Origin of the sequence: Pseudomonas sp. P7548, from assembly GCF_013386585.1 — a bacterium.
Lineage (GTDB): Bacteria > Pseudomonadota > Gammaproteobacteria > Pseudomonadales > Pseudomonadaceae > Aquipseudomonas.
In genome coordinates this window covers 1-24,695 of sequence record NZ_JACARO010000020.1, presented here as the reverse complement: position 1 = coordinate 24,695, position 24,695 = coordinate 1, and the positions used below count along the sequence as shown (strand labels likewise).

General features: G+C 59.9%; 29 protein-coding genes. 23 read left to right on the top strand and 6 right to left on the bottom strand.

The features are described 5' to 3' along the window. Positions 1–2: 2 nt before the first annotated feature. From HX803_RS11315 to HX803_RS11275, 9 genes are all read left to right on the top strand, one after another. The gene (locus HX803_RS11315; protein ID WP_178920585.1) at positions 3–257 is read left to right on the top strand and encodes a DUF2934 domain-containing protein; all 255 of its coding nucleotides are present in this window, start codon (positions 3–5) and stop codon (positions 255–257) included. A 196-nt stretch (positions 258–453) separates the two neighbouring features. Continuing rightward, on the top strand, positions 454–2,613 hold the full coding sequence (glgX, locus tag HX803_RS11310; RefSeq protein WP_178920583.1) for a glycogen debranching protein GlgX: 2,160 nt from the start codon (positions 454–456) through the stop codon (positions 2,611–2,613). Between the two features lies 1 nt (position 2,614). Then, positions 2,615–3,613, top strand: a complete 999-nt coding sequence (locus HX803_RS11305) for an acyl-CoA dehydrogenase family protein (RefSeq protein ID WP_178920581.1) — start codon at positions 2,615–2,617, stop codon at positions 3,611–3,613. Further along, positions 3,610–4,368: a PIG-L family deacetylase gene (locus tag HX803_RS11300; RefSeq protein ID WP_178920580.1), complete on the top strand. Its 759-nt coding sequence runs from the start codon at positions 3,610–3,612 to the stop codon at positions 4,366–4,368. Before HX803_RS11305 ends, HX803_RS11300 begins: the two co-directional genes overlap by 4 nt. Beyond that, positions 4,365–4,964, top strand: coding sequence for an SAM-dependent methyltransferase (locus HX803_RS11295; protein WP_178920577.1), 600 nt, complete (start codon positions 4,365–4,367; stop codon positions 4,962–4,964). The genes HX803_RS11300 and HX803_RS11295 overlap by 4 nt, the downstream gene beginning before the upstream one ends. Next, positions 4,961–5,620 (top strand): glycosyltransferase family 2 protein, encoded by a 660-nt coding sequence (locus tag HX803_RS11290; RefSeq protein ID WP_178920575.1) that lies wholly within the window; start codon positions 4,961–4,963, stop codon positions 5,618–5,620. Before HX803_RS11295 ends, HX803_RS11290 begins: the two co-directional genes overlap by 4 nt. A gap of 176 nt (positions 5,621–5,796) precedes the next feature. Further along, on the top strand, positions 5,797–6,558 hold the full coding sequence (locus tag HX803_RS11285) for a PIG-L deacetylase family protein (protein WP_178920572.1): 762 nt from the start codon (positions 5,797–5,799) through the stop codon (positions 6,556–6,558). Positions 6,559–6,784: 226 nt separating this feature from the next. Continuing rightward, positions 6,785–7,813 (top strand): alpha/beta fold hydrolase, encoded by a 1,029-nt coding sequence (locus HX803_RS11280; protein ID WP_178920570.1) that lies wholly within the window; start codon positions 6,785–6,787, stop codon positions 7,811–7,813. After that, positions 7,813–8,298 carry a cytochrome P460 family protein gene (locus HX803_RS11275; RefSeq protein WP_178920568.1) on the top strand — a complete coding sequence of 162 codons (486 nt, stop codon included), beginning with the start codon at positions 7,813–7,815 and terminating at the stop codon, positions 8,296–8,298. The genes HX803_RS11280 and HX803_RS11275 overlap by 1 nt, the downstream gene beginning before the upstream one ends. 40 nt (positions 8,299–8,338) lie before the next feature. Here HX803_RS11275 and HX803_RS11270 read toward each other — a convergent pair whose 3' ends face one another. The 3 genes from HX803_RS11270 to HX803_RS11260 all read right to left on the bottom strand — a co-directional run bounded on the left by HX803_RS11270 (position 8,339) and on the right by HX803_RS11260 (position 11,351). After that, positions 8,339–8,767 carry a molybdopterin-binding protein gene (locus HX803_RS11270; RefSeq protein ID WP_155585186.1) on the bottom strand — a complete coding sequence of 143 codons (429 nt, stop codon included), beginning with the start codon at positions 8,765–8,767 and terminating at the stop codon, positions 8,339–8,341. A 74-nt stretch (positions 8,768–8,841) separates the two neighbouring features. Next, positions 8,842–10,257 (bottom strand): amino acid permease, encoded by a 1,416-nt coding sequence (locus HX803_RS11265; RefSeq protein WP_178920566.1) that lies wholly within the window; start codon positions 10,255–10,257, stop codon positions 8,842–8,844. Positions 10,258–10,316: 59 nt separating this feature from the next. Then, positions 10,317–11,351, bottom strand: a complete 1,035-nt coding sequence (locus HX803_RS11260; RefSeq protein WP_178920563.1) for a histone deacetylase family protein — start codon at positions 11,349–11,351, stop codon at positions 10,317–10,319. 121 nt (positions 11,352–11,472) lie between these two features. Here HX803_RS11260 and HX803_RS11255 point away from each other — a divergent pair, with 121 nt between their 5' ends. After that, complete coding sequence (locus HX803_RS11255) at positions 11,473–11,961, top strand: Lrp/AsnC family transcriptional regulator (protein ID WP_178920561.1); 489 nt, start codon at positions 11,473–11,475, stop codon at positions 11,959–11,961. A 128-nt stretch (positions 11,962–12,089) separates the two neighbouring features. Continuing rightward, positions 12,090–13,583: a methyl-accepting chemotaxis protein gene (locus HX803_RS32940; RefSeq protein ID WP_178920559.1), complete on the top strand. Its 1,494-nt coding sequence runs from the start codon at positions 12,090–12,092 to the stop codon at positions 13,581–13,583. Positions 13,584–13,776: 193 nt separating this feature from the next. On the opposite strand, the gene HX803_RS11245 is transcribed toward HX803_RS32940, so the two are convergent. Continuing rightward, complete coding sequence (locus tag HX803_RS11245) at positions 13,777–14,727, bottom strand: DUF4238 domain-containing protein (RefSeq protein WP_178920557.1); 951 nt, start codon at positions 14,725–14,727, stop codon at positions 13,777–13,779. Between the two features lie 83 nt (positions 14,728–14,810). After that, a complete protein-coding gene (locus tag HX803_RS11240) occupies positions 14,811–15,440 on the bottom strand; it encodes a metalloregulator ArsR/SmtB family transcription factor (protein WP_218647008.1) in 630 nt (209 codons plus the stop codon). A gap of 126 nt (positions 15,441–15,566) precedes the next feature. Here HX803_RS11240 and HX803_RS11235 point away from each other — a divergent pair, with 126 nt between their 5' ends. The 3 genes from HX803_RS11235 to HX803_RS11225 are packed head-to-tail and all read left to right on the top strand — an operon-like array spanning position 15,567 to position 17,988. Beyond that, a complete protein-coding gene (locus HX803_RS11235; RefSeq protein WP_178920553.1) occupies positions 15,567–17,006 on the top strand; it encodes an MFS transporter in 1,440 nt (479 codons plus the stop codon). Between the two features lie 46 nt (positions 17,007–17,052). After that, entirely contained in the window at positions 17,053–17,346 is a 294-nt protein-coding gene (locus HX803_RS11230; RefSeq protein ID WP_178920551.1) for a hypothetical protein, read from the top strand. 45 nt (positions 17,347–17,391) lie between these two features. Beyond that, complete coding sequence (locus HX803_RS11225) at positions 17,392–17,988, top strand: hypothetical protein (RefSeq protein ID WP_178920550.1); 597 nt, start codon at positions 17,392–17,394, stop codon at positions 17,986–17,988. 9 nt (positions 17,989–17,997) lie between these two features. Here HX803_RS11225 and HX803_RS11220 read toward each other — a convergent pair whose 3' ends face one another. Then, the gene (locus HX803_RS11220; RefSeq protein WP_178920548.1) at positions 17,998–18,648 is read right to left on the bottom strand and encodes a hypothetical protein; all 651 of its coding nucleotides are present in this window, start codon (positions 18,646–18,648) and stop codon (positions 17,998–18,000) included. 175 nt (positions 18,649–18,823) lie between these two features. Here HX803_RS11220 and HX803_RS11215 point away from each other — a divergent pair, with 175 nt between their 5' ends. The 9 genes from HX803_RS11215 (at position 18,824) to HX803_RS11175 (ending at position 24,612) form a co-directional block, all read left to right on the top strand. After that, positions 18,824–19,171, top strand: coding sequence for a metalloregulator ArsR/SmtB family transcription factor (locus tag HX803_RS11215; RefSeq protein ID WP_178920546.1), 348 nt, complete (start codon positions 18,824–18,826; stop codon positions 19,169–19,171). Between the two features lie 22 nt (positions 19,172–19,193). Beyond that, complete coding sequence (locus tag HX803_RS11210; RefSeq protein WP_178920544.1) at positions 19,194–20,477, top strand: arsenic transporter; 1,284 nt, start codon at positions 19,194–19,196, stop codon at positions 20,475–20,477. Between the two features lie 28 nt (positions 20,478–20,505). Then, the gene (locus tag HX803_RS11205) at positions 20,506–20,976 is read left to right on the top strand and encodes an arsenate reductase ArsC (RefSeq protein WP_178920542.1); all 471 of its coding nucleotides are present in this window, start codon (positions 20,506–20,508) and stop codon (positions 20,974–20,976) included. 10 nt (positions 20,977–20,986) lie between these two features. After that, positions 20,987–21,676 (top strand): arsenical resistance protein ArsH, encoded by a 690-nt coding sequence (gene arsH, locus HX803_RS11200; RefSeq protein WP_178920540.1) that lies wholly within the window; start codon positions 20,987–20,989, stop codon positions 21,674–21,676. Between the two features lie 125 nt (positions 21,677–21,801). After that, positions 21,802–22,389, top strand: a complete 588-nt coding sequence (locus tag HX803_RS11195; RefSeq protein WP_178920538.1) for a hypothetical protein — start codon at positions 21,802–21,804, stop codon at positions 22,387–22,389. Between the two features lie 63 nt (positions 22,390–22,452). Beyond that, positions 22,453–22,977, top strand: coding sequence for a hypothetical protein (locus HX803_RS11190; RefSeq protein WP_178920537.1), 525 nt, complete (start codon positions 22,453–22,455; stop codon positions 22,975–22,977). Between the two features lie 52 nt (positions 22,978–23,029). Next, entirely contained in the window at positions 23,030–23,353 is a 324-nt protein-coding gene (locus HX803_RS11185) for a hypothetical protein (RefSeq protein WP_178920535.1), read from the top strand. Positions 23,354–23,435: 82 nt separating this feature from the next. Next, on the top strand, positions 23,436–23,846 hold the full coding sequence (fos, locus tag HX803_RS11180) for a fosfomycin resistance glutathione transferase (protein WP_178920533.1): 411 nt from the start codon (positions 23,436–23,438) through the stop codon (positions 23,844–23,846). 37 nt (positions 23,847–23,883) lie between these two features. Beyond that, positions 23,884–24,612, top strand: coding sequence for a hypothetical protein (locus tag HX803_RS11175; RefSeq protein WP_178920531.1), 729 nt, complete (start codon positions 23,884–23,886; stop codon positions 24,610–24,612). The last annotated feature ends 83 nt before the right edge of the window (positions 24,613–24,695 follow it).

The following is a 24,695-nucleotide window of genomic DNA, read 5'->3' as shown; positions in this document are numbered from 1 at the left end:
TGATGAGTACTGAAGACAAACGCATACGCGAGTTGGCGCATCAGATCTGGGAATCGGAAGGCAAGCCCCACGGACAAGACACGCGCCACTGGGAGATGGCGCGCAAGCTGGCAGAAGCCGAAGCGCTGACGCCGAGCAAACCCAAACCTGCGGCTAAACCCAAGACTGCACCCAAGCCGCCGCCCAAAGCCAAGCCTGCGGCTGCCAAACCGGCCGCGCCGAAAAAGCCCAAGGCGCCGCCCAAGCCAGCTGGCTAAACACCTATCCCCTGTGGGAGCGGGCTTGCTCGCGAAAGCGTCGGCACACACAACCCTGTTGTCGCCTGACACACCGCATTCGCGAGCAAGCCCGCTCCCACAGGTGACCGCACTCTGACCTGAATAATTGTCTGGCGCACGGTCGTCACGGCGGCGTTCGGCCTGAAAAAACACACCTTGCAGGAGCAACTCAACCATGAGCAAACCCGATAACAGCCAACCGACGCCGGACCACGAGCCGTCGCGGATTCGTGAAGGTTTGCCCTTCCCCCTCGGCGCGACCTGGGATGGCCTGGGCGTCAACTTCGCCCTGTTCTCGGCCAACGCCACCAAGGTCGAGCTGTGCCTGTTCGACGATGCCGGCGAAGTGGAGCTGGAGCGCATCGAGCTGCCCGAATACACCGACGAAACCTTCCACGGCTACTTGCCCGACGCCCACCCCGGGCTGATTTACGGCTACCGCGTGTACGGTCCCTATGACCCGGCCAACGGTCATCGCTTCAACCACCACAAATTACTGATCGACCCCTATGCCAAACAACTGGTGGGGGCGCTCAAATGGTCCGAAGCCCTGTTCGGCTACACCATCGGCCACCCCGATGATGACCTGAGCTTCGATGAACGCGACAGCGCGCCGTTCGTGCCCAAGTGCAAGGTCATCGACCCGGCGCACACCTGGGGCAACGACCAGCCGGTGCGCGTGCCGTGGGACCGCACGATCATCTACGAAACCCACTTGCGCGGCATCAGCATGCGCCACCCTTCGGTGGGCGAATCGGTGCGCGGCACCTGCGCCGGCTTGATGGAAGACGACGTGCTCAAGCACATCCGCCAGTTGGGTGTGTCATCCGTTGAATTGCTGCCGGTGCATGCGTTCGTCAACGACCAGCACCTGCTGCAAAAAGGCATGACCAACTACTGGGGCTACAACAGCATCGCCTTCTTCGCCCCCGACCCGCGCTACCTGGCCAGCGGCAAGATCGCCGAGTTCAAGGAAATGGTCGCGCACCTGCACGAGCAGAAGCTGGAGGTGATTCTTGACGTGGTCTACAACCACACCGCCGAAGGCAACGAGCGCGGCCCTACGCTGTCCATGCGCGGCATCGACAACGCCTCCTACTACCGGCTGATGCCCGACGACAAGCGCTTCTACATCAACGATTCCGGCACCGGCAACACCCTGGACTTGAGCCACCCGTGCGTGCTGCAAATGGTCACCGACTCGCTGCGCTATTGGGCCAACGAGATGCACGTCGATGGCTTCCGCTTTGACCTGGCGACGATCCTGGGGCGCTACCGCGAGGGCTTCGACGAGCGCCACAGCTTCCTCGTGGCCTGCCGCCAGGACCCGGTGTTGCGTCAGCTCAAACTCATCGCCGAACCCTGGGACTGCGGCCCCGGCGGCTACCAGGTGGGCAACTTCCCACCGGGCTGGGTGGAATGGAACGACCGCTTCCGCGACACCGTGCGGGCCTTCTGGAAAGGCGACGACGGCCAACTGGCCGATTTTGCCGGGCGCATGACCGCCTCCGGCGAGATGTTCAACCACCGGGGGCGCAGGCCTTACAGCTCGGTGAATTTCATCACCGCCCACGACGGCTTCACCTTGCACGACCTGGTGTCGTACAACGACAAGCACAACGAAGCCAACGACGAGAACAACCAGGACGGCAGCAACAACAACCTGTCCTGGAACCACGGCGTCGAAGGCCCGACCGACGACCCCGAGATCAACGCCCTGCGCCTGCGCCAGATGCGCAACTTCTTCGCCACGCTGCTGCTGGCCCAGGGCACGCCGATGATCGTGGCCGGGGATGAGTTCGCGCGCACCCAGCACGGCAACAACAATGCCTATTGCCAGGACAGCGAGATCGGTTGGGTCAACTGGGACCTGGACAATGATGGCAAGGCCCTGCTCAAGTTCGTCAAGCGCCTGATCAAGTTACGCCTGGCCTACCCGATCCTGCGCCGTGGGCGCTTCCTGGTGGGCGACTACAACGAAGACATCGGGGTCAAGGACGTGACCTGGCTGGCGCCCAGTGGCGATGAAATGACCACTGAACAATGGCAGGACAGTCATGGCCGCTGCCTGGGCATGCTGATGGATGGCCGCGCCCAGGAAACCGGCATTCGTCGCCCGGGCGCCGACGCCACGCTGTTGCTGGTGGTGAACGCGCACCACGACATGGTCAATTTCCGCCTGCCACCGGTGCCCGAGGGCGGCTTCTGGACGTGCATGGTGGACACCAACCAGACCTCGGTGCGCGGCCAGGAACGCTTCGAGTTCGATCATGAGTACGCCGTCACCGGCCGCTCGCTGCTGCTGTTCGAACTGCAATATGAACAGGAGGATTGACATGGCGCTGCATGGATTCCTTCAGGGCTTTCGGGGCTATGCGGATACACACGCCCTGGGGAACGCGCTGAGGGCACTTCAGGAAGAAGGCCTGGATCGCCTGCCGTTGCCTGGCAGTGGCCAGACATTGGAGCGCTTCAGCCGCCTGGCCCAGGTGGCCGGGCACGACCTGCGCCTGTGCAAGTTGTTTGAAGGGCACACCGACGCCTTGGCGATCATTGCCGAACTACAGGGCTCGCTGCCCCCCGAAGGCAGCCTCTGGGGCATGTGGGCTGCCGAACCGCCGACGGCCAAGGTACGCGTGCGGCAGGACGGGCATCGTTTGATCGTCGACGGGCGCAAGGCCTGGTGTTCCGGCGCAGCGGTGGTCAGCCATGGGCTATTGACTGCCTGGGACGAAGAGGACCGCCAGCAGTTGGTCGCGGTGGAGATGGGCCAGCCCGGCATCACCGTCACCGACGAGGGCTGGGACGCCGTGGGCATGGCGGCCACCGGCAGTGTCGAAATCCTCTTTGCTGGCGCCCGAGGCATTGCCATCGGTGGCCCGGGTGATTACCTGGCACGCCCCGGGTTCTGGCAGGGTGGCATCGGTATCGCCGCGTGTTGGTACGGCGCGGCGCAACGCCTGGGCGAAGCCTTGCGCGCGCAGTGCAGCAAACGTCCCGAACCCCACGCCCTCGCTCACCTGGGCGCTGTCGACAGCGCGTTGAACAGCGCCGCCTGTGTGCTGCGCGCCAGTGCCGAGCAGGTCGACCGCGAGCCCAAGGCCGATGCCCGGCAACTGGCACAACAAACGCGCGCGTGCATCGAGGACACGGTGGAACAAGTGATACACCACGTCGGGCGCGCGTTGGGCGCCGGCCCCTACTGCAAAGACCCGCACTTCGCCCAGTTGATGGCGGACCTGCCGGTGTATGTGCGGCAAAGTCATGCCGAGCGCGATCTGGCCGCCCTTGGCGAACTGGTCGCTGGTGAACCCACAGGGAGGTGGCAACTGTGAAACCCAATCCGATCGTGGGGCAAGGCACGCCGTTGCATCACTGGCAGGCCTCGACCCAGTTGGCCGAACTTCCAGTGGTGAGCGTCGCGCAGTTGGTGCCCGAGGGCCGACGCGCGGTGATCATCGCCCCGCACCCGGACGATGAAGTGCTCGGCTGCGGCGGCCTGCTGCAAGGGTTGGCCGCATTGGGCCGGCCGATCCTGCTGATTTCCGTGACGGATGGCAGCGCCAGCCACCCCGGCTCCAGGCGCTGGCCGGTGGAACGCCTGAGCGTGGTGCGGCCGCAGGAGTCCGCCCAGGCTCTGCACCGGCTGGGCCTGCCGCTGCACAGCCTGAAATGGCTGCGTGCCGGCTTTACCGACAGCAAAGTGGCCGACCATGAAGACCGGCTTGTGGGGTTTATCCAGCGTTACCTCAAACCCGGCGATGTGGTGTTCAGTACCTGGCGCGAAGACGGTCACAGCGACCATGAAGCGGTCGGCCGGGCCAGCGCTAAAGCCTCGTCGGCGGTCGGTGCGACCTTGTATGAGTTGCCCGTCTGGACCTGGCATTGGGCAACTCCTGAAGACAGCCAAGTGCCCTGGCACCGTGCGCGCAAAATCCCGCTGACGTGCGAAGCCGTGGCGCGCAAGCGCCATGCGATTCACGCGTTTGCCAGCCAATTGGAGGGCGATCCACAGATCGGCCTGCCACCGGTGCTCGCCCCCTATGTGGTGGAACGCTTGCTGCAGCCTTTTGAAGTGGTGTTTGTATGAGTGAGGCAACACGGCATTTCGATCAACTGTTCGCGGGCAACAACGATCCCTGGGCGTATCGTCACAGCTGGTACGAGCGACGCAAGCGCGCAATGACCCTGGCAGTGTTGACGCGCCCGCGTTATGCATCGGTATTCGAACCCGGCTGCGCCAATGGCGAGTTGAGTGCCGATCTGGCCTCGCGCTGTGATCGACTGCTCTGCTGTGACGCGGCAGGCGCGGCCGTCAACCTGGCGAAAGCCCGCTTGCTGGGGTTTCCCCATGCGCGGGTCGAGCACAGCCGGCTGCCCGAACAATGGCCGGCCGGGCCCTTCGACCTGATTGTGCTGAGTGAGCTGTGCTACTACCTCAGTACTGATGACCTGCACCGCCTGGTTGACCGCGCCCTCGCCTCCTTGACCCCTGACGGTCAACTGCTCGCCTGCCACTGGCGCCCGCAGACTGACGATTGTCTGCAAACGGCGCAGCAGGTACATGACCTGCTCCAACAACGGCTGGGCATGCATCACGTCGTACAGCATCACGAAAGTGACTTCCTGCTTGACCTGTGGAGCCGTGACGGCACCTCGGTGGCGCGCCATGAGGGCCTGCGATGATCGGCATTCTGATTCCCGTGCATAACGAACAAACGTTGTTGGCCGAGTGCTTGAAGGCCGCGCTGACCGCCGCCAGCCATCCGGGATTATTGGATGAAGCCGTACAGGTTCTGGCGGTGCTCGACAGTTGCAGCGACGCCAGCGCGCTCATTGCAGCAGGTTTCCCGGTGCATTGCCTTGAAGTGCAGGCGCGCAACGTGGGCCACGCGCGCGGCGCCGGCGCGCGGCATTTGTTGAACCTGGGGGCACGGTGGATTGCCTGCACCGATGCCGACAGCCGTGTGGCCCCCGATTGGCTGGTGGCGCAATTGGCACTGGGTACCGATGCCGTGTGCGGCACAGTGACCGTGGATGCCTGGAGCGAAGGCTTCGACCCCGCCGCACAGATCCGTTATCACCAGGCGTATACCGCGCGCGACGGCCATCGCCACATCCACGGCGCCAACCTGGGGGTGAGTGCCGGGGCCTATGTGCAAGCCGGCGGGTTCGAACCGTTGGCCTGCCATGAAGATGTGCAACTGGTGCGCAACCTGGAACGCAGCGGCGCGTCGATCGCCTGGAGCCACACGCCCCAGGTGATCACCAGCGCCCGCCTGGACTGCCGCGCACAGGGTGGGTTCGGCGACTATTTGAAGAGCCTGATGCAGGCCACGTAAAAAATCGATATATCCAGATGTAAAAGCCGCCGATCCTTGTCTATGCTCAAAACGCCTTGCTGGCACTCCAGGGTTGGAATGCCGCGCGATCATTGCAGCGGAGTCTGCGGTGAATAAAGAGAGTCGTCCCATTGACAGGGCGCGGCCGAGCATCAATCGACAAGGATGTGACACCCATGAAGCCTGCCTCGTTAAGCGAGGGCCGTCGTGGTCCCGCTCAAATCTGGAACAGCGCGCCGCAGTTGGCGCAAATCCCCACGCTTTCCCCTGCTTCGCTGGTGCCACCGGGTGCACGGGTGGTGATCATCGCCCCCCATCCCGGTGATGAAGTACTGGCCTGTGGCGGGTTGCTGCAATTGCTCAGCACCCGCGACCACCCGCTGCAATTGATCTCCATCACCGATGGCAGCGCCAGCCACCCCGGCTCCCATGTGTGGCCAGCCAGCCGCCTGAGCGTGGTCAGGCCCCAGGAAAGTGCCGAGGCGTTGCGCCGCCTGGGCATGCCACTGCACAGCCTGAAATGGATACGTGGCGGTTTTTGCGACAACGCCCTGGCCGCTCGCGAGCAACCGCTGAGCCAATTCATTGCGCGCTACCTGCAGCCGGGTGACGTGGTGTTCAGCACCTGGCGCAACGATGGCAACGACGATCACGACGCCGTCGGCCGCGCGAGCGCCAAAGCCTGCAGCCTGATGGGCGCCCGCCTGTATGAACTGCCGATCTGGGCCTGGCACTGGCCGGCGCGCGAGGGCTCGGTGATTCCGTGGCAACGCGCGCGCAAGGTGCGCCTGGACACCTGGAGCGTTGCGCGCAAGCTGCATGCAGCCCATGCGTATGCCAGCCAGTTGGCAGGCGACCCGCAAATCGGCCTGCCGCCGATGCTGGCCCAGGTGTTGCTGGAGCGCATGCGCGAACCTTATGAGATCGTGTTCGGCTAGGCGCATGCTCGTCTATACCTGTTACTTTTCACAGTAGCGCCGCAAGCCTGGGCCACGATCAATGGCTCGGTGGGCAGGGGCGATAGTGTTCTAGGTTTGTATCGCAGTGTGTACAGAGGCCGCTGTGATACATCGCCTTTAAGTCAGCGGCTTTTCTGAAACAGGCCAGATACAGCGCAGCGTTCAACTGAGCACCAGGCACACATCAAGCCGCAGGAGGCTCGCCATGCACACTCAGTTGACCCCTCGCTCCAAACGCCCACTCTTTCTGGCCTTTGCGCTGTTGCAGTTCGGGGCCCTGGGCGTAGCCCGTGCCGAGATGCCCGAAATCAACATTCCGGCGCCCGTCAGCCAATCGGCCTTCAGCACGCTTAAACACGTCAAGGCCGGCCAGTTGGATGTGGCCTATGCCGAAATCGGCCCGGCCACAGGCCCGGTGGTCATCCTGTTGCACGGCTGGCCCTACGACATCGACAGCTACGCCAACGTGGCTCCACTGCTGGCCGCCAAGGGTTACCGCGTGCTGGTGCCCTATGCCCGGGGCTACGGCGACACGCGCTTCCTCTCGGATAAAACCCTGCGCAATGGCGAGCCCGCCGCACTGGCGCAGGACGTGATCGATTTCATGGATGCGTTGAAGATCAAGCAAGCCGTGCTGGGCGGGTATGACTGGGGTGCGCGCTCGGCGGATATCGTTTCGGCGCTGTGGCCGGAGCGGGTCAAGGCGCTGGTATCGGTCAGCGGCTACTTGATCGGCAACCAGGCTGCCGGCAAGAACCCATTGCCGCCAAAAGCCGAATTGCAATGGTGGTACCAGTTCTACTTCGCCACCGAGCGCGGCGCAGCGGGTTACCAGAAAAACACCCATGACTTTGCCAAGCTGATCTGGCAGACCGCCTCGCCCCAGTGGAAATTCGACGACGCCACCTTCGACCGCAGTGCCAAAGGCCTGCAAAATCCGGATCACGTGGCCATTACCGTCTTCAACTACCGCTGGCGCCTGGGCTTGGTCCAGGGCGAAAGCCAATACGAAGCGCTTGAGCAGAAACTGGCGCAGTCACCGTCCATTGGTGTGCCCACCATCACCCTGGAAGGCGATGCCAACGGCGCCCCTCACCCGGCACCGGAAGACTACGCCAAGCGCTTCACCGGCAAGTACCAGTTCCGCCTGATCAACGGCGGCATCGGCCACAACCTGCCTCAGGAAGCGCCCGAGGCGTTTGCCAAGGCGGTGATTGACGCGGATCACCTGTGATGAAGCGCCTCTGCCTAGCCTTCATCGCCCTGGCCGGCGCGACCAGCCCTTGGGTGTTCGCCGACGACAATGCCTCGCCGATCTACGGCGTGACCATTCCCGACGGCTACCGCCAATGGGAACTGGTGGCGCCCGCCCAGGAAGCCGACCCGTTGAACGAACTGCGCGTGGTATTGGGCAACAGCGCCGCACTCAAGGCCTACCGGGAAGGCAAACTGCCCTTCCCCGATGGCACGGTGTTGGCCAAGCTGGCGTGGAAACACGAACAGTCACCGGACTTCAAGACCGCGTCCATTCCCGGCGCGGCCACCACGGTACAGTTCATGGTCAAGGACTCGAAGAAGTACGCTGCCACCGGCGGCTGGGGTTTCGGGCGGTTCATCAATGGCAAGCCGGCGGACCAGGCCCAGCACGAGACGTGCTTTGCCTGCCACCAGGCATTGGTGAAAGACCGGGACTACGTGTTCACCAAACTGGCGCCCTGAGCGCGGAGGTCCGGGTGTCACCGGACCTCCACGTTTTTCATCAGGCCGGTACGCCCAGGATGATGTGCGACGCTTTGATCACGGCCGTTGCACTGACGCCCGGTGCCAGGCCGAGTTCGGCAACCGCATCACGGGTAACGATGGAGTACACCTTCGAACCACCGGCCAACTCAATCACCACTTCAGCGTTGACCGCACCATCGTTGACGCTCAGCACCTTGCCTTCCAGGCAGTTGCGCGCCGACAGGCGAATGTCGCTGGACTCGGTCATCAGCATCACCCACGGTGCCTTGATCAGCGCCACGGCTTCTTTACCGACGGCGATGCCCAGGTTGCGCACGCTTTCCATGGTCACGACGGCCACCAGTTGCTCACCACCGGGCAGGGTCAGGACAACTTCGGCGTTGACCGCACCATCCTGTACCTGGCTGACCTGGCCTTTGAATACATTGCGTGCACTGACTTTCATGGGGAGCGTCCTTTTCTTGACTTGTAGGTTAGGAATTGCCGCGCATGATTAAACGTAGCGTTGTGTAAAAACAACTATAGCGCCCTGCCCTCCGTTACCCGGGCGTTGAACCGATTGCGAACCTGCGACAGCTGGTAGGCAATCCCCAGCCAGATAAACCATGCGGGCATCACGCACAATGCCAGTCGCGTGTCCGGGCGCAAGGCCAGCAGGCACAGCACGAACGCCAGGAACCCCAGGGAGAACCAGGCCATTGGCACGCCACCGGGCATTTTGTAGAGGGATTTGGCGTGCAGATCCGGGCGTTTTTTACGGTAGGCAATGTAGGAGGCGAGAATAGTCGACCAGGTAAAAATCACCAAGATCGCCGAGACCGTCGACACGATCGTAAACGCGGTCATCACCTCCGGCACCACAAACAGCAACACCAGGCCCAACAGCATCAACAGCGTGGTAAACGCCAGGCTGATAAACGGCACGCTGCGGGTGGACAGCCGTCGGAAGATCCCCGGCGCATCCCCAAGGTCTGCCAGGCCGAACAGCATGCGGCTGGCGGAGAACACGCCACTGTTGGCCGACGACGCCGCCGAGGTCAGCACCACGAAGTTGACGATACCCGCCGCCGCCGGAAACCCCGCCACCAAGAACAACTCCACGAACGGGCTCTTACTGGGCGACACCTGCTGCCACGAGGTGACCGCAATGATGCACGCCAGGGCCAGCACATAGAACAGGATGATGCGCAGCGGGATCGAGTTGATCGCCTTGGGCAAGGTCTTCTCCGGGGCACGGGATTCGGCCGCTGCGGTGCCGATCAGCTCGGTGCCGGCGAAGGAAAAGATCGCCATCTGGAAGCCGGCAAAAAAGCCGAACAACCCATTGGGGAACGCCGCTTGCCGATCCAGCAAATGCCCCAGCGAGGCGGTGACGCCGGTGGGTGAGACAAAGGAGGAGGCAATCAGCACCGCACTCACGGCTATCAGCGTGACCACGGCGATGATCTTGATGATCGCGAACCAGAACTCGACCTCGCCAAACAGCTTGACCGTGAGCACGTTCAGCGCGAACAGCGTCAGCAGCATGCCCACGGCGGGCATCCACGCCGGCACGTGCGGGAACCAGTACTGGAAGAAGCCGCCGACCACCACCGCATCCCCCACCACCGCCACGCTCCAGCTCAACCAGTACGACCAGCCCAGGAAAAACGCCGCGCGCGGCCCCAGGTACGCACCGGCAAAGTCGGCAAAACTCTTGAAGTTGAGGTTGGAGAGCAGCAACTCGCCCATGGCGCGCATCACGAAATACACGAACAGCCCGATGATCATGTAGATCAGCAGGATCGAGGTGCCGGACAGCGCAATGATCTTGCCCGAGCCCATGAACAGGCCGGTGCCGATCGCACCGCCCATGGCCATCAGCTGGATGTGGCGGTTACTCAAAGTGCGTTGCAACGCAGGCTTTTCGGCAAGCCCGGGCGTGGTTGTTTTCATCACAAAACCTCTTGTTATGTTTTTGAGTTTTGGCAGAAAAAAGGATTGAACGGTGGCGCTCAGGCGCTCTTGTTTTCGAAGCCATGCAGCACATTGACGGCGTTGATGCCGATCTCATCGACCATGTAGCCGCCCTCCATCACGAACAGCGTCGGCACGCCGACCCCGGCGATGAGTTCGCCCATGCCAATGAAGTCCGGGCTATCGAGCAGGAAGTGGCTGATGGGGTCGTCCTTGAAGGTGTCGACGCCCAGGGAAATCACCAGCACCTCGGGGGCGAAGTTTTTCAATTGCCGACAGGCGTTGAGCAAGGCGATTTGGTAGCCGGCCCAGTCGGTGTTTTTCGGCAACGGGTAATTGAGGTTGAAGCCCTCTCCCGCCCCGGCACCGCGCTCGTGGGCATGCCCGGAAAAGTACGGATAGGACACGCTCGGCTCACCGTGCAGCGAGATGAACATCACATCGGGGCGGTCATAGAAAATGTTCTGCGTGCCGTTGCCATGGTGGAAGTCCACGTCCAGCACCGCCACGCGCCGGGCGCCCTGGGTGATGGCCTGTTGCGCGGCAATCGCAGCGTTGTTGAGGTAGCAATAACCGCCCATGTATTCGCGCGCCGCATGGTGCCCCGGTGGACGGCACAGGGCAAAGGCGCTGTGCTGGCCTTCATCGATCAGCGCCAGGCCGGTCAGTGCGATGTCTGCGCTGGTTTTCACCGCGTTCCAGGTGGTGCGGGTGATCGGCGAGCCAGCGTCCATGGCGAAAAAGCCCAGCTTGCCATCAATGAAGTCCGGCACTTGCTGGTTGGCCAGGTCACGCACCGGCCATACCAACGGCAGCGCGTCATGGCTGCGGCCAATGGCGGTCCATTCGGCCCAGGCGGTTTCGAGGAAGGTCACATAGCGCTCGCTGTGGGCATTGACATAGCAGGCACGGTCGAAGGTGCGCGGCACGATGATCTCGCCCAGCCCTACCCGTTGCACCCGGTCACGCACCGTGTCCGCACGGCTCGGTTGTTCGAACGAGGGTTTGAGCACGCCATCTTTCAATTCGGTGCCATGGTGCAAACGGTGGTCATCACTAAAAACAGTCAACATTGCTGAGGTTCCGCCAGTAAAAGACAGGGTCTATTTTGTTCTGGCGGGGCGGGGCTTTCTTTGCTTTTACTTCCCTCGCTGTTAGGTTATTCGGTGTTTTTTACCCTTAAGGCGTCGATATATGAAAAATAAAACCAGCCAGGTCGCTCTTGATGACACCGATCTCGCCATCCTCGCCCTGCTGCAGGAAGACGCCAGCATTTCCAATGCCCAGCTCAGCGAGCGCCTGTCACTGAGCCTCACGCCGTGCTGGCGTCGCCGCAAGCGCCTGGAAGAAGAAGGCGTGATCAAGGACTACCAGGCCAACCTCGATCGCAAGCTGCTCGGGCTGAACATCCTGGCCTTCGTACACGTGCGCTTCGCCATCCATGCCGACCAGGCGCCGGACGCGTTCGAGGCCGTGATGCGCGAGCTGCCCCAGGTGCTGGCGTGCCACAAGATCACCGGCGATGCGGATTACCTGCTGCAGGTGCTGGCCGAGGACCTGGACAGCTACAGCGAATTTGTCGAGAACGTGCTGCGCCGACAGCTGGGGATTGCGTCGATCCAGTCGAGCCTGGCGTTGAAGGAAGTGAAGGCGACGAGTCGGGTGGCGATTGCGGGGCGGTGAGGCTCAGAACGGCTCCAGGCCCGTTTAAAGTCCTGCCCGACCAGGCCGATAACTGACTGGCAGTATTGAATCCGAACACTCGCTCCGCGCACGCCAGATCCTCTTACGATTACATGGAGTAAGCCTGAATGCCTGTCCGTACGCGTTTTCTCGAGCATTACCGCAAGGCCGACCGCATCATGCTGGCGTTGATCTGGCTGATGTTTGTGTTCTCCGTGGGCCTGGCGTTCTGGCACGACACCTTGCTGCAAGCGGTGGTCATCGGCGGCGGCACCGCTGTCGTGCTGACCGCGCTTTACCGTGCCCTTTCAGGCACCCGCGTGATGCGCTGCGCACTCGGCGCAGGCCTGATGGTCATGGCCGCCCTGCACATCAACCAGGCCCAGGGCGTGATCGAATCCCACTTCGGCATCTTCGCCTTGCTCGCCGTGCTCACGTTTTACCGCGACTGGCTGCCGATCCTGGTGGCCGCCCTCACCATCGCCGTGCACCACGTGGTGTTCCATGCCTTGCAGCATCAGGGTTTTCCGGTGTTTGTGATGGATCATCACGGCGGCTGGGGCATGGTATTCGTGCATGCGTTCTACGTGGTGATGGAAACCGTCGCCCTGCTCTACCTCGCCGTGCATAGCCAGGCCGAAGCGGTCGAGAGCCAGGAAATGCTCGAAAAAATGCTGGCCGTCACCTCTCAATTCACCTCGCAGGCCAGCCAGGGCGAAGGCAAGGTGCATGTGTCTTTGGCCAAGCGCTTTGATCACTTCCTGCAGCAGATCACCCACCTGATCGATGGCGTCACCCGCGACTCCCACGGCCTCGGCCAACTGGGCCAGGAACTCGCCAGCGCCAGCGGCACCCTGGAAAAAGGTGCGCGGCACCAACTGGCGGAAATCACCCAGATGACCGGCTCGATGCAGCGCATGGAAGACGCCATGGGCCACATCGCCGTGCACGTCGAACAAGCCGTCGAACACGCGGGCAAGGCCAGCCAGCAAATCGTGCGCGGCCAGCAAAGTGTCGGCCGCGCGCAGCACGAAATCACCCAATTGGCCTCCCGCCTCAACGGCACCCACCAAACCGTGCAAGGCCTGGCGGTGCAAGCCGAACAGATCGGCACCGTGCTCGAAGTGATCAGCAGCATCGCCAACCAGACCAACCTCCTCGCCCTCAACGCCGCCATCGAAGCTGCCCGCGCTGGCGAACAAGGCCGCGGCTTTGCCGTGGTCGCCGACGAAGTGCGCAGCCTGGCGCAACGCACCGCCGTCTCCACCCAGGAAATCAAGACCATCATCGAAGGCTTGCAACACGGCAGCCGCCAAGCCGTGGAAGCCATGCACGACAGCCGCCAAGGGGTGGAACGGTGCGTGGAAGACAGCCAGGTCGCGGTGGATATGCTGCAAGCCGTGGGCAATGACATCGCGCATATCGATCAGTTGAACGGGCGGATTGTGAGTACGACGCGGGAGCAGACGTCAGCCAACCTGGAAATTGTTGGGCGGTTGCAGGCGGTACAAGGCATTGCCCAGAACACGGCGGACGACGTGGAAATGTTGGCGAGGAGCAGTGAGCAGTTGCCGGTGATTGCGGTGCGGCTGGATGCGTTGGGGCGGAGGTTTCATCAGTGAACAGTTCCGAAGCATTTTCTTCAATACTGATCTCATTTCCATAAGCATTGCTCCCTAGCGGGTAGCAGGCCCCCACCACAGCCAAATCTGCAGGTATGGCGAGGATGCAACAAGCACTAAATGAAAACCTACGGCAAACAACTATGAGGCACCGCCTAAGTGGGCGGTGCCTCATAGGTGCAAGCCACGAAAGCTAGAACATATTTAGTTGCTGTTTCGTAGTCGCATAGACATCCAGGTCGGAAGCTTCCGCGATCAGCTTGTTCTGCCGATACACTACGCCCCGATCAATACTATTAAACTGAAAAACACTGTCAGTATTGTCCGACTTAAAAAGGCGCAGATTCACTTTTGGCGCAAGGGGCATAACCGCCTTAAAGGAGCTTACATCTTCTTTTTCTTCTCGATCCTCCACATTCCCCCACACCGGATTGCTGCTGGTCACAAGATCCAGATCACTTGCATTGTGATCCAGCGAAAGCGTAAAACCAGTTCTAATTAAATTATTTGCGAGCCTAATCGACTCAACAAAAAGAATAACCTTGGTCACAGTTTCTACCTGAACAGGCGTGAGCTTTTCCGTCCCATTCACGCTTTCCAGATACATATCTTTCGTTAGATCTATAACTGCCTTTCGGGCGCGTCGCGTACGAAAATATTGACTCGCTATCAACTTTAACAAGTTGTCGTGATGTCTTTCAGCATCTTCTTCAACTGCGACATTCATATTTTCAGGCCTAGCACTCATTGCAGCAACGGTATATGCAAACTCACTTTCCAATGCGGAATACATATCCTCGAGAAAGTTTGTTTCCAGAGGTGCCAACTTCTCGTGCCTTTCAAGCCCGGAAACTCTATAAGCATTCACCAAACGCAACTGGTTTATTTTGTGTAACATCTCAGCCACAAACGGCTCACCTTGCAAAGGAGCGAAGTAGTAACTCAACATCCCCCATACAACCTCATCAATCTCAACCCGATAAAACCTATTCTGCTGGGCAACCTTCTTTAAGTTAGCTGTTTTATAAGTGTTTTTATCTTTTTTGTTGTGGACCCAGATCCATGAATCACCATTCGAATCTTGGGTAGCCCAGCTATCGAGATAAAATCTGCTGACATAGTGTTGACGAATTTTTTCTTCCATGAGTACTAACGTATCCTAGGCCAAGTAATGGCCTAATGATGTCACGGCTACTGGAGAAACACCATTAACGTGCCACAGAGCACTCAGGCCGGGCATACCCGATAAGCACACCGCCTCGCCCCCAGTTGAATGTGTTCCACCCGCTCCACTTTGGCTTGCAACACCTGCTCGAACACCTGCAACTCCGCCCGGCAAAAGCCCTGGCATGCCGTGGCCGCTGCACAGATCGGGCAGTGGTTTTCCACCAGGATCAAGGCGCCATCGGGTTGTTCGCTCCATTCGGCCATGTAGCCTTCACGGGTTCGCAGCGTGGCCAGCCGTTCGACCCGTGCCTTCAGGTCCGTCAACCCTTCCATCTCTTGCTCGTACAGGGCCTGGGTCTGACGCTCGCGCACGTCGATCAGGCGATCGATGGCAGCCTCGCCAAAGGTTTCTCGCACGGTCTGCAGCAGTTGCAGGGTCAGGTCCGAATGGGTGTCCGGAAAGCGTGCATGCCCCTGGGCCGTGAGTTGCCACACTTGGGTCGGGCGTCCCACCCCTCGCACTTCGGAGGTGGCTTGCACCAGGCCGCTGGCCGCCAGTTTCACCAGTTGCTGGCGCGCAGCCTCCCCGCTGGTGCCTAGAAATACGCCCGCATCGGCGGCCAGCTGCGGGCCACGGGTCTTGAGCAGGTGCAATACACGGTCTGCCGCAGACGCCGATGAATTTTCCAAGTCATTTCTTGACAAAATATTTAGCCCCGCCGCAATATTCAAAGCAATTGCTTGGCAAATTAACCCAAGCCTGTCGCTCATGCAAACCATTGGGCTTTTCAGCGCCCGTATGACAAGGAATTGTGGATGGACACCCAAAACAGCAGTTGGGGCGAATTGCTCCTCGGCAGAAACGCGGCCCGTTCCCTCGCCCTCTCCGGCGGCATTGCCCTCTACGCCACCAATACCTATATCGCCACCACCATTTTGCCCTCGGTGGTGGCCGAAATCGGCGGGCTGGAGCTGTATGCCTGGAGCACCACGCTGTATGTGGTGGCCTCGATCCTGGGCTCGGCCCTCACCTCCAAGCTGCTGCTACGCACCGGGCCACGCCTGGCCTATGCGGTGGCGACCCTGGTGTTCATGGCGGGCGTGATGATCTGCGCCCTGGCACCGAGCATGCCGGTGATGCTGGTCGGGCGGTCGATCCAGGGCCTAGGCGGCGGGGTCTTGCTCGCCTTGTGCTACTCGATGATTCAACTGGTGTTCGAAGAACGCTTGTGGCCTCGGGCAATGGCATTGGTATCCGGCATGTGGGGCGTGGCGACATTGGTGGGCCCGGCCGTGGGCGGCGTGTTTGCCGAACTGGACGCCTGGCGTTACGCATTTGGCGCGATGGTGCCGGTAAGCCTGGCCTACATCTTGCTCACCAGCCGGGCGCTGCCACCCCGGGACCCAACCGCGACCACCGCCGCACGCCTGCCGGTGCCGCAGTTGATACTGCTGGCCGCGGCCGTGCTGGCGGTGTGTGCGGGTAGCGTTTCGCCGCTGCCGAGCTGGAACCTGCTGGGCATCGCAACTTGCGCGGTGCTGGTGCTGTTGTTGATTCGCCAGGAGTCCCGCGCCGCTGTGCGACTGCTGCCCAGGGATGCGCTGAAGTTCAGCACCCCGCTCTGCGCGCTCTACGCCACCACCTGCCTGCTGGTGATCGGCATGAGCAGCGAGATTTTCATGCCGTATTTCCTGCAGCACCTGCACGGCCAATCACCGCTGGTGGCCGGCTACATGGCGGCGTTGATGGCGGCAGGCTGGACGGTGTCGGAGATCCTCAGCTCCGGCTGGACCGGGCGCGGCGCCCATCGCGCCATCCTTGCAGGGCCGCTGCTGATCGTGGCCGGGTTGGTGATACTGGCCATCACCACGCCGGTGACCAGTGCAGGTGAGTGGACGCTGCTGGCGCCCATTTGCATTGGGCTGTTCCTGGTGGGGTTCGGTATCGGCCTGGGCTGGCCGCACTTGCTGACACGCATCCTGCAAGTCGCGTCGGCCCAGGACCAGGACCAGGACACCGCCGCGTCGTCGATCACCACGCTGCAACTGTTCGCCATGGCGCTGGGCGCGGCATTGGCGGGTGTGATATCCAATATGGCGGGCATCAACGACGCAGCCGGCGATGCGGGTGTCGCCAATGCGGCGCGCTGGTTGTTCGCGGTGTTTACCCTGGCGCCGATGCTGGCGCTGGTGATGGCGGTGCGGGCGACGCGGGCCAAGGAAGATAGCGCTGAGTTGGCGGTTTCTCAGCACTGACCCGTGGGTTTCCAGCAGAATGCCGTCAAACGAAAGAGACCTGCCGATGAACATTCAAGCCCTGGAAGAAAGCAACATCCTGTCGATCTCTATTGACCAAGCCCATCGTTTCTTTGAAATGACCGTCCGCTTGCAAGACGGTGCTTGTTGCAAGTTGAGGGCCTGGAACGACGATGGACTTAAGCTGGCTATCCGGCTTGGCGCATTGAACTTGCACGCCCGCGCTGACCTTGGAGAGTTGGAGGGCATCAGCCTTGCAGACAATGTACTGATCCTGGAAGGTGATTTCGGCGATATCGAAATTGAAACCACGAACGTGGTGGTGGAAAAATTGAAGTAAGTTTTCCGTGACCTTAACCTTCAAAATGATCACCTGAGTATCCAGATGCTATCCGCACAACAAGCCAGCGCTATCGTCCTTGACCTTCATGAAGGCTCCTTCAGAGAGGGTCGCCCGGAGCGATTTGCCATTGCGTTCTGCGAACTCTCTGCCGACCGCGACTACTGGGTGGTGCGCTGCAATACCGAAGAATGCGTGCTGCACGGCAAAACCGAGTACTGCTACGTCGGCGTCAACGCGCACCTAGTGGACGTACACACCGGGGCGCTGGAGACGGTAGCCAGTTGCTTTACGGTGGACCAATACCTGTATGACAAGAGGCATCTGCAGGCTGCCGCCGGCAATAGCTATGTGCTGTGCCCGACGTTCTCTCGTGTGGACAAAGCTTTGGTGATCAAGTTGCGGCAAACGCTGTCGTGCTCTTACACCGAGAGCTTCGCTCTCCTTTCGGTTACGGGTCGCCAGTGGTTGACGGGCATACACCGACACCTGGAAGAGGCCAAGTGCTTGCTGGCTGAGGAAGGGATAGCAACGGACATTGAATTGGTTTCAGAACCGAAAGGCGCCACGGCCATCGGACCTGAAACCTGGCACATCGCTGCGGTACTGAAGGCCATTCAAAAGACGCTTCAACGTGGGTGATTCATTCGGTTAATCACTCGCCCCTGGGTAACCCCCTGCATCAACGAACAGCGTGCGAAGCTTCTTTTGCGCCGCCGCTGAAAGACGCGGTGAGTAGCGCTGAAACTCTTGTTCAGCAGCATCGGGCTTGCCGTTCCTGGCCAGCACAAAAGCGTAGGCAAGCGGGTGTTGCGTGTAGTTGTAAAAGCCCAAGCCGCCTGTCGACAGATGCTGCCTGACCCGCTCAAAAGCACTGGGCAGGTCAGCTATCGAACGCGCCGAGTTCCAGAAGGATTCTGCGGTTGGAATAACTGCCCTGAGGATATCGGGTGCGCACTTGGCGATGGTTTCGGGCCCGTAGCTATAGGAAATATCAAGCGCCCGATCACGCACATCAAACGTCAGGTCAGGTCGCGCCGACTTCACAGTCCTGTGCCACTTGAAGTCATTGCCGGACAGGTGCGGGACAAAATCCAGGGACAACCCCCATGAAGGCGCGAGCGCACCGCCCTTCCACTGCGCCAGGCGAAAGATCTGCCGGATGGGGGCGTCAGCACTGCGCACCCAGGACAATGGGCCTTGAACTTCGAAACCCGATGGCAGCAGAAGTGCGTCCACGGTAGGCGAAACTATTTCGTGGATCTGGTCGATTCGCACGATTTGAAACGCTGTTCCTTGCATTGTCGCCTCCTCAAATTGTGCGGTGGAGTTTTCTCGATTGACACATGGGATTCAAGGCCCTGAGTTTTTTTGCTCCCCCCCTCACCGATCAAAGGCAGGCTCTCAGCGAATTTCGTACTTGATCTTAATATATGGATATCCGTATATTCGTTTATCCACATGTTACGAGTACGCCATGATCACCCCTCCCGAAGTCTTTAAGTGCCTGTCCGACGAGACCCGCGTGCGGGCCACCCTGCTGATTGCCGATCAAGGTGAGCTGTGCGTCTGCGAGTTGATGTGTGCGCTCGACGACAGCCAGCCGAAAATCAGCCGCCACCTCGCCCAACTGCGCAGCAGCGGGTTATTGCTGGATCGCCGCCAGGGCCAGTGGGTCTATTACCGCCTCAATCCAGACCTGCCCGAGTGGGTTCACGAGGTTCTGCAGGTGACGTCCAAGGCCAACGCTGGCTGGCTCAAGGGCAACGCTTCACGCCTGCAAAACATGAATGGGCGCCCCGTGCGCGAAGCGGCCTGCTGCTGACCCCTGATCGAGTGAGTATTCAATGTTTGTCGCCGTGGCTGTTTTTGTCTTCACCCTCGTACTCGTCATCTGGCAACCCAAGGGCCTCGGCGTTGGCTGGAGCGCCTCGGTCGGTGCGCTGATCGCGCTGGCAGTGGGCGCGGTGTCGCTGCAGGATATCCCGACGGTATGGGCCATCGTCTGGAATGCGACTGCCACTTTTATCGCGGTGATCATCATCAGCCTGTTGCTGGATGAGGCCGGTTTCTTCGAATGGGCCGCGCTGCATGTGGCGCGCTGGGCGAAAGGCAGCGGCTATCGGTTGTTCGCCTTCTGCGTCCTGTTGGGCGCTGCCGTGTCCGCCGTGTTTGCCAATGATGGCGCGGCGCTGATCCTCACGCCCATCGTGATGTCGATGCTGCTGGCGTTGCGCTTTTCCCCCGCCGCGACCTTGGCGTTCGTCATGGCAGCCGGGTTCATCGCCGACACCGCCAGCCTTTCGCTGGTGGTGTCCAACCTGGTGAACATCGTCTCCGCCGACTACTTCGAGCTGGGTTTCAACGAGTACGCCTCGGTGATGGTGCCGGTAAGCCTGGTCAGCGTCGCCGCGACCTTGCTGGTGCTGCTGGTGTATTTCCGTCGCGACATTCCGCAGTGCTATGCGCTGGAGGCGTTGCAAGAACCAAAAGCCGCCATTCGTGACCGCGCAACCTTCATCGTCGGTGGCTGGACGTTGTTGATGCTGCTGGTCGGCCTGTTCGCACTCGAACCGCTGGGCATTCCCGTCAGCGCCGTCGCGGCAGCTTGCGCGGCCTTGCTGTTCGCGGTCGCCGCCAAGGGCCACAGGATCTCGACGCGGCGGGTGTTGCGCGAAGCCCCGTGGCAGATCGTGGTGTTCTCGCTGGGCATGTACCTGGTGGTGTACGGCCTGAAGAACGCCGGCCTGACCGATTGGCTCGCCCGGCTGCTGGATCACCTGGCCGGGCAAGGCCTGTGGGCCGCCACCCTTGGCACCGGCCTGCTGTCGGCGTTGCTGTCGTCGGTGATGAACAACATGCCAAGCGTGTTGATCGGCGCGCTGTCGATTGAGGCCAGCGGAGCGGAGGGCATTGTTCGCGAGGCCATGATCTACGCCAACATCATCGGCTGCGACCTTGGCCCGAAAATCACCCCCATCGGCAGCCTGGCCACACTGCTTTGGCTGCACGTGCTGGCGCGCAAAGGCATGCGCATCACCTGGGGTTATTACTTCAAGGTCGGCGCCCTGCTGACCCTTCCGGTTCTGTTGATCACCCTCTCGGCCCTGGCCCTGCGCCTGAGCCTTTGATAGCCGCCCCAAGCGAAAGGAGCACCCTATGCGAGTCCTGTTCATGTGCACGGCCAACAGCTGCCGCAGCATCCTGTCCGAAGCCGTGTTCAACCACCTGGCCCCCGCTGGCTTTGAAGCGGTGAGCGCCGGCAGTTTCCCCAAGGGCCAGGTGTTGCCCCGCAGCCTGACGACCTTGCAGCAGGCCGGCATCTCGATCGACGGCTTGCACAGCAAAGGCAACGACGCCTTTGAGGACAACCCGCCAGACATCGTCGTCACCGTTTGCGACAAGGCGGCCGGCGAAGCTTGCCCGGTGTATTTCGGCCCGGCGTTGAAATCCCATTGGGGGCTGGAAGACCCGTCCGACGTGCACGGCGATGACGCGCAAATCGAGGCCGCGTTCCGCTCGACACTGGCGACCATCGAACAACGCTGCAAAGCCTTCCTCGAACTGCCCTTTGCCCAGCTCAACCGCGACCAGCTCAAGTCTGAGCTCGATCGAATCGGCACACTCTGAAGGAGGCCTCATGTCAGAACACCTGCCCAACCTCGACCCTGGCCTGTTCCCAGACCTGCCAGCATCAGGCCACAAACCACGCATCCTGTTGTTGTACGGATCGACCCGCGAGCGCTCCTTCAGCCGCCTTCTGGTTGAAGAAGCCGCGCGCCTGCTGGAGCACTTTGGCGCCGAGGTGCGTATTTTCAACCCCAGCGGTTTGCCCCTGCCAGACGATGCCCCGGTGGAACATCCCAGGGTGCAAGCGTTGCGCGAACTGGTGCTGTGGTCTGAAGGTCAGGTGTGGTGCTCGCCCGAACGTCATGGCGCAATGTCGGCCGTGTTCAAGGCGCAAATCGACTGGATTCCCCTGGAGCTGGGCGCCGTTCGCCCAACCCAAGGCAAGACCCTGGCGGTGATGCAAGTGTGTGGCGGCTCCCAGTCCTTCAACGTGGTCAATCAACTGCGCGTGCTGGGGCGCTGGATGCGCATGTTCACCATCCCCAACCAATCCTCGGTGCCCAAGGCCTACATGGAGTTCGATGAGGCCGGACGGATGAAACCGTCACCGTTCTACGACCGCGTCGTTGACGTGATGGAGGAACTGGTGAAATTCACTCTACTGTTGCGTGGTCAACAGGCGTTTCTGGTGGACCGTTATTCGGAGCGCAAGGAAACGGCGGAGCAACTGATGGCACGGGTCAATCAGCGTTCGATTTGAGGTTGCCCCTACTGATAGGTATTTTTCGGTTGCGCGCAGGCATTAGACGCAGTAATGGCCTATAGATATTATCGCCAAGGCTACCAGGCCATCTGGTAAGCCCATCTTAGTCAGGGAGTGATTAAATGCGTGTAACGCTCGCCGCCATCGTTTTTGCCTTCATATTGTCCGGCTGCCAAACCTCAGCGCAGTTGGAGCCGGCCTCAGCCATCAAGCCAAACGTTGCCAGTGAGGGCACACTGGCGAATGAAAAACTGGTCTCTGATGCAACAGCTGGCCTGCAAAACATACTGGGTAAAGCTGCGTTTACCTCGGAAACAAAAATAGTGAAATCCGTCGTTCGGCAGCCTGAGGGCACCCCCGGTGCTCAAGCATGGCAAGAAATGTGGATTGTTGACTCCAAGGGCACTCGCACACCGTTTTTGATGACGTTCAGCGAAACCGGCTTGGGTAGCGCGAACTTTATGATTGAAAAGATGCGACAACCCAGTGCTGCCGCCTCTGCAAACTGCCCTAAAAAGATTGGCGACTATAAGGCAGGCGAGGCAACGTCTGAGCAAATTAAAGGCTGCCTGGGAGCACCCGTTGATGAAAACCACAACCCGGACGGTCGATACGTTTACCTTTACGAAGTTGAAAACAATATCACCGTCGGTTTTTTGTTTGACTCATCAGGGAAGTTGATGCGCACCAGTGGTTACAAGCGAAATTGATCATCAAATAATAGGGGAGCGGTTTAGGCCGCTCTTTTGCTGACTGCAGCCCTGGAGACAATAATGGCTTTGCGCCACACCTTTTCCTTCACGAGAACCGCGCAGGACCTGCACAACGCACGTTTGCTGAAAGGTAAGCGACTCAGTGGGCTTGTGTATGACCAGTATTATTTTGCCGATGAAAAAACCTTAGGAGATATTGACCCTATTGAGTGGCGTTTCGGCGAACAAGAAATACTATCCATGTACCTCTTGAGTGACGGTGAAAGTGTAGGCGCTGACTTATATCCCACCGACACACCCGCTGCTTTTGAGATAGAGCCTGATGTGACCTGTGCCTGGAAAAGAGAAGACCTCCTGGCAACGCTATCGATACCTTGCCTCGAAGGCGAGATGATCAGTGAGGTAGAGGGAATACTCGACTCATTTTGCGGGAAGGCACCCAGGCTAGTCGGATTTAAAGTCCAGTTTGAATCCGGGGACTTCCTGGTTTTTCTCAACTGTGGTGACAACGCCGTCATGCTGGTCAATGCTCTCCCGCCCACCCCTGTCGGCGTTGATTCCTGCTTCGTGACCTCTATTCAATGAAACATTGTGACGGTTTGATATTGGGCACCCTCAGTGACACAGGAGGCGCCCAATGCAACATCTAATCCTGTATTTCACCCATACCATCAGGGACATCAGCCCTTGGTGCACATTTATCGAGAACCTGCAGCCCCAACTCGCCAGCAGTGGCGTCGGCCGATTTGATAGCGACGACATGGCAATCGATGGCGGCGACTGCGAGGCAGTCTTTCAAGGTCCCGATGCCAAGGCGCTATTCGCCTTTATCCTTGCGCATATTCAAGGGTTGGCTTTTCTACAAAAGCCAACGACCAGGGTGGAACTCGTCTTCGGGGCACTTGATGGTACTGCGAAGCAGCACACGTTCAACTTGTGGGATGAGCTACCTGCAAGTTGAACTCAGCGCACTTCAAGCACGTTAGGCCCCTCGATATTGATACCCTCAACCGTTCTAGCGGACTGGCTCTGGATAGAAGTTTATGTTAACTGGCTTGAATCATCTTACGTTGGCGGTGGTGAACCTCCCTCGCAGTATCGAGTTTTATGTGGCTTTACCCGGTTTCAGGCTGGCTGCGCGCTGGGACACGGGGGCTTATCTGTCCCTTGGTGATCTATGGCTTTGCCTATCGTTAGACGAGCGCCGTGCGGCGCAAAAGCCACCTGATTACACCCACTATGCGTTTTCAGTGGGGCAAGATGATTTTGAAGCAGTCACCGCTGACTTGCGGCTTCGTAACGTGATTGAGTGGAAATCCAATTCGAGCGAGGGCAACTCGTTCTATTTTTTGGACCCCGATGGGCATCGCCTGGAACTGCACGTAGGCAGCTTGGCTTCAAGGCTTGAGCAATGCCGACGCCAGCCGTATGCAGGTATGGAATTTTTTGACTGACTGTATCGATTTTGATGCGTCGACTAAGGGAAAAGGAATGGACCTGTCCAAACTCGACAATGCAACGCTAATTGAAAAAATTGGCTACATCTATGAGAACGATCACCCGCTATGGACGCCATTGTGCGTCATTCTGAATTCAAGCGGTCTTGGGTTTGTTGACCGCTACCTGTCTAAAAAGGCATTGGACTTTGAGCTGCGACAACTCCGCCAGCTCATTGCCGAGCTTGAAAAACGCGTGCCACTTTCCACACCTTCGGATTCGCCAGACCTCATCCCTGCACTGCGCATCTCTCTCAACGCTATCAATGAATCACTGAGTGAAGAGAAAATCCGAGTTTTTGCATCCATCCTGGGCAATCTCTGGAACCAGAAAACAAGTCACTGGGATGCGACCTCTCAAACCCTTCGCCTCGTACGTGATCTGGAAGATATTCATTTCCTGGTGCTTTCAGAAGCACAAAAACTTCACGACACAGGAACTGGCAACGGTATGTTTTCTGTGGGCAGGAAGCTCTCACTCGCCACGCGTGCAATTGAAGACCTGCTGCCCAGCGATCTGGACCCTATGTTGATTAAGTCTTGCGTATCAGATCTTATTGCCAAAGGGCTTCTGAACGACTCGTTCATCAGCAACAACTCACCAGAAATAGATATTCAATTCTCCCCCACGAAAGCGCCTGTGACGTACTCCATATCTGACCTTGGCCTTTGGCTGGTCAAACAGATAACCCCGGCAACTAAAGATGAGGCATCCCCAAACTGAATCTCCACGGCTGAGCGCGTTGGTGTTCCAACGCGCATTGTCCATCCGCCCCACTCCCCTTATCCTGTCCCTTTTACACCTCT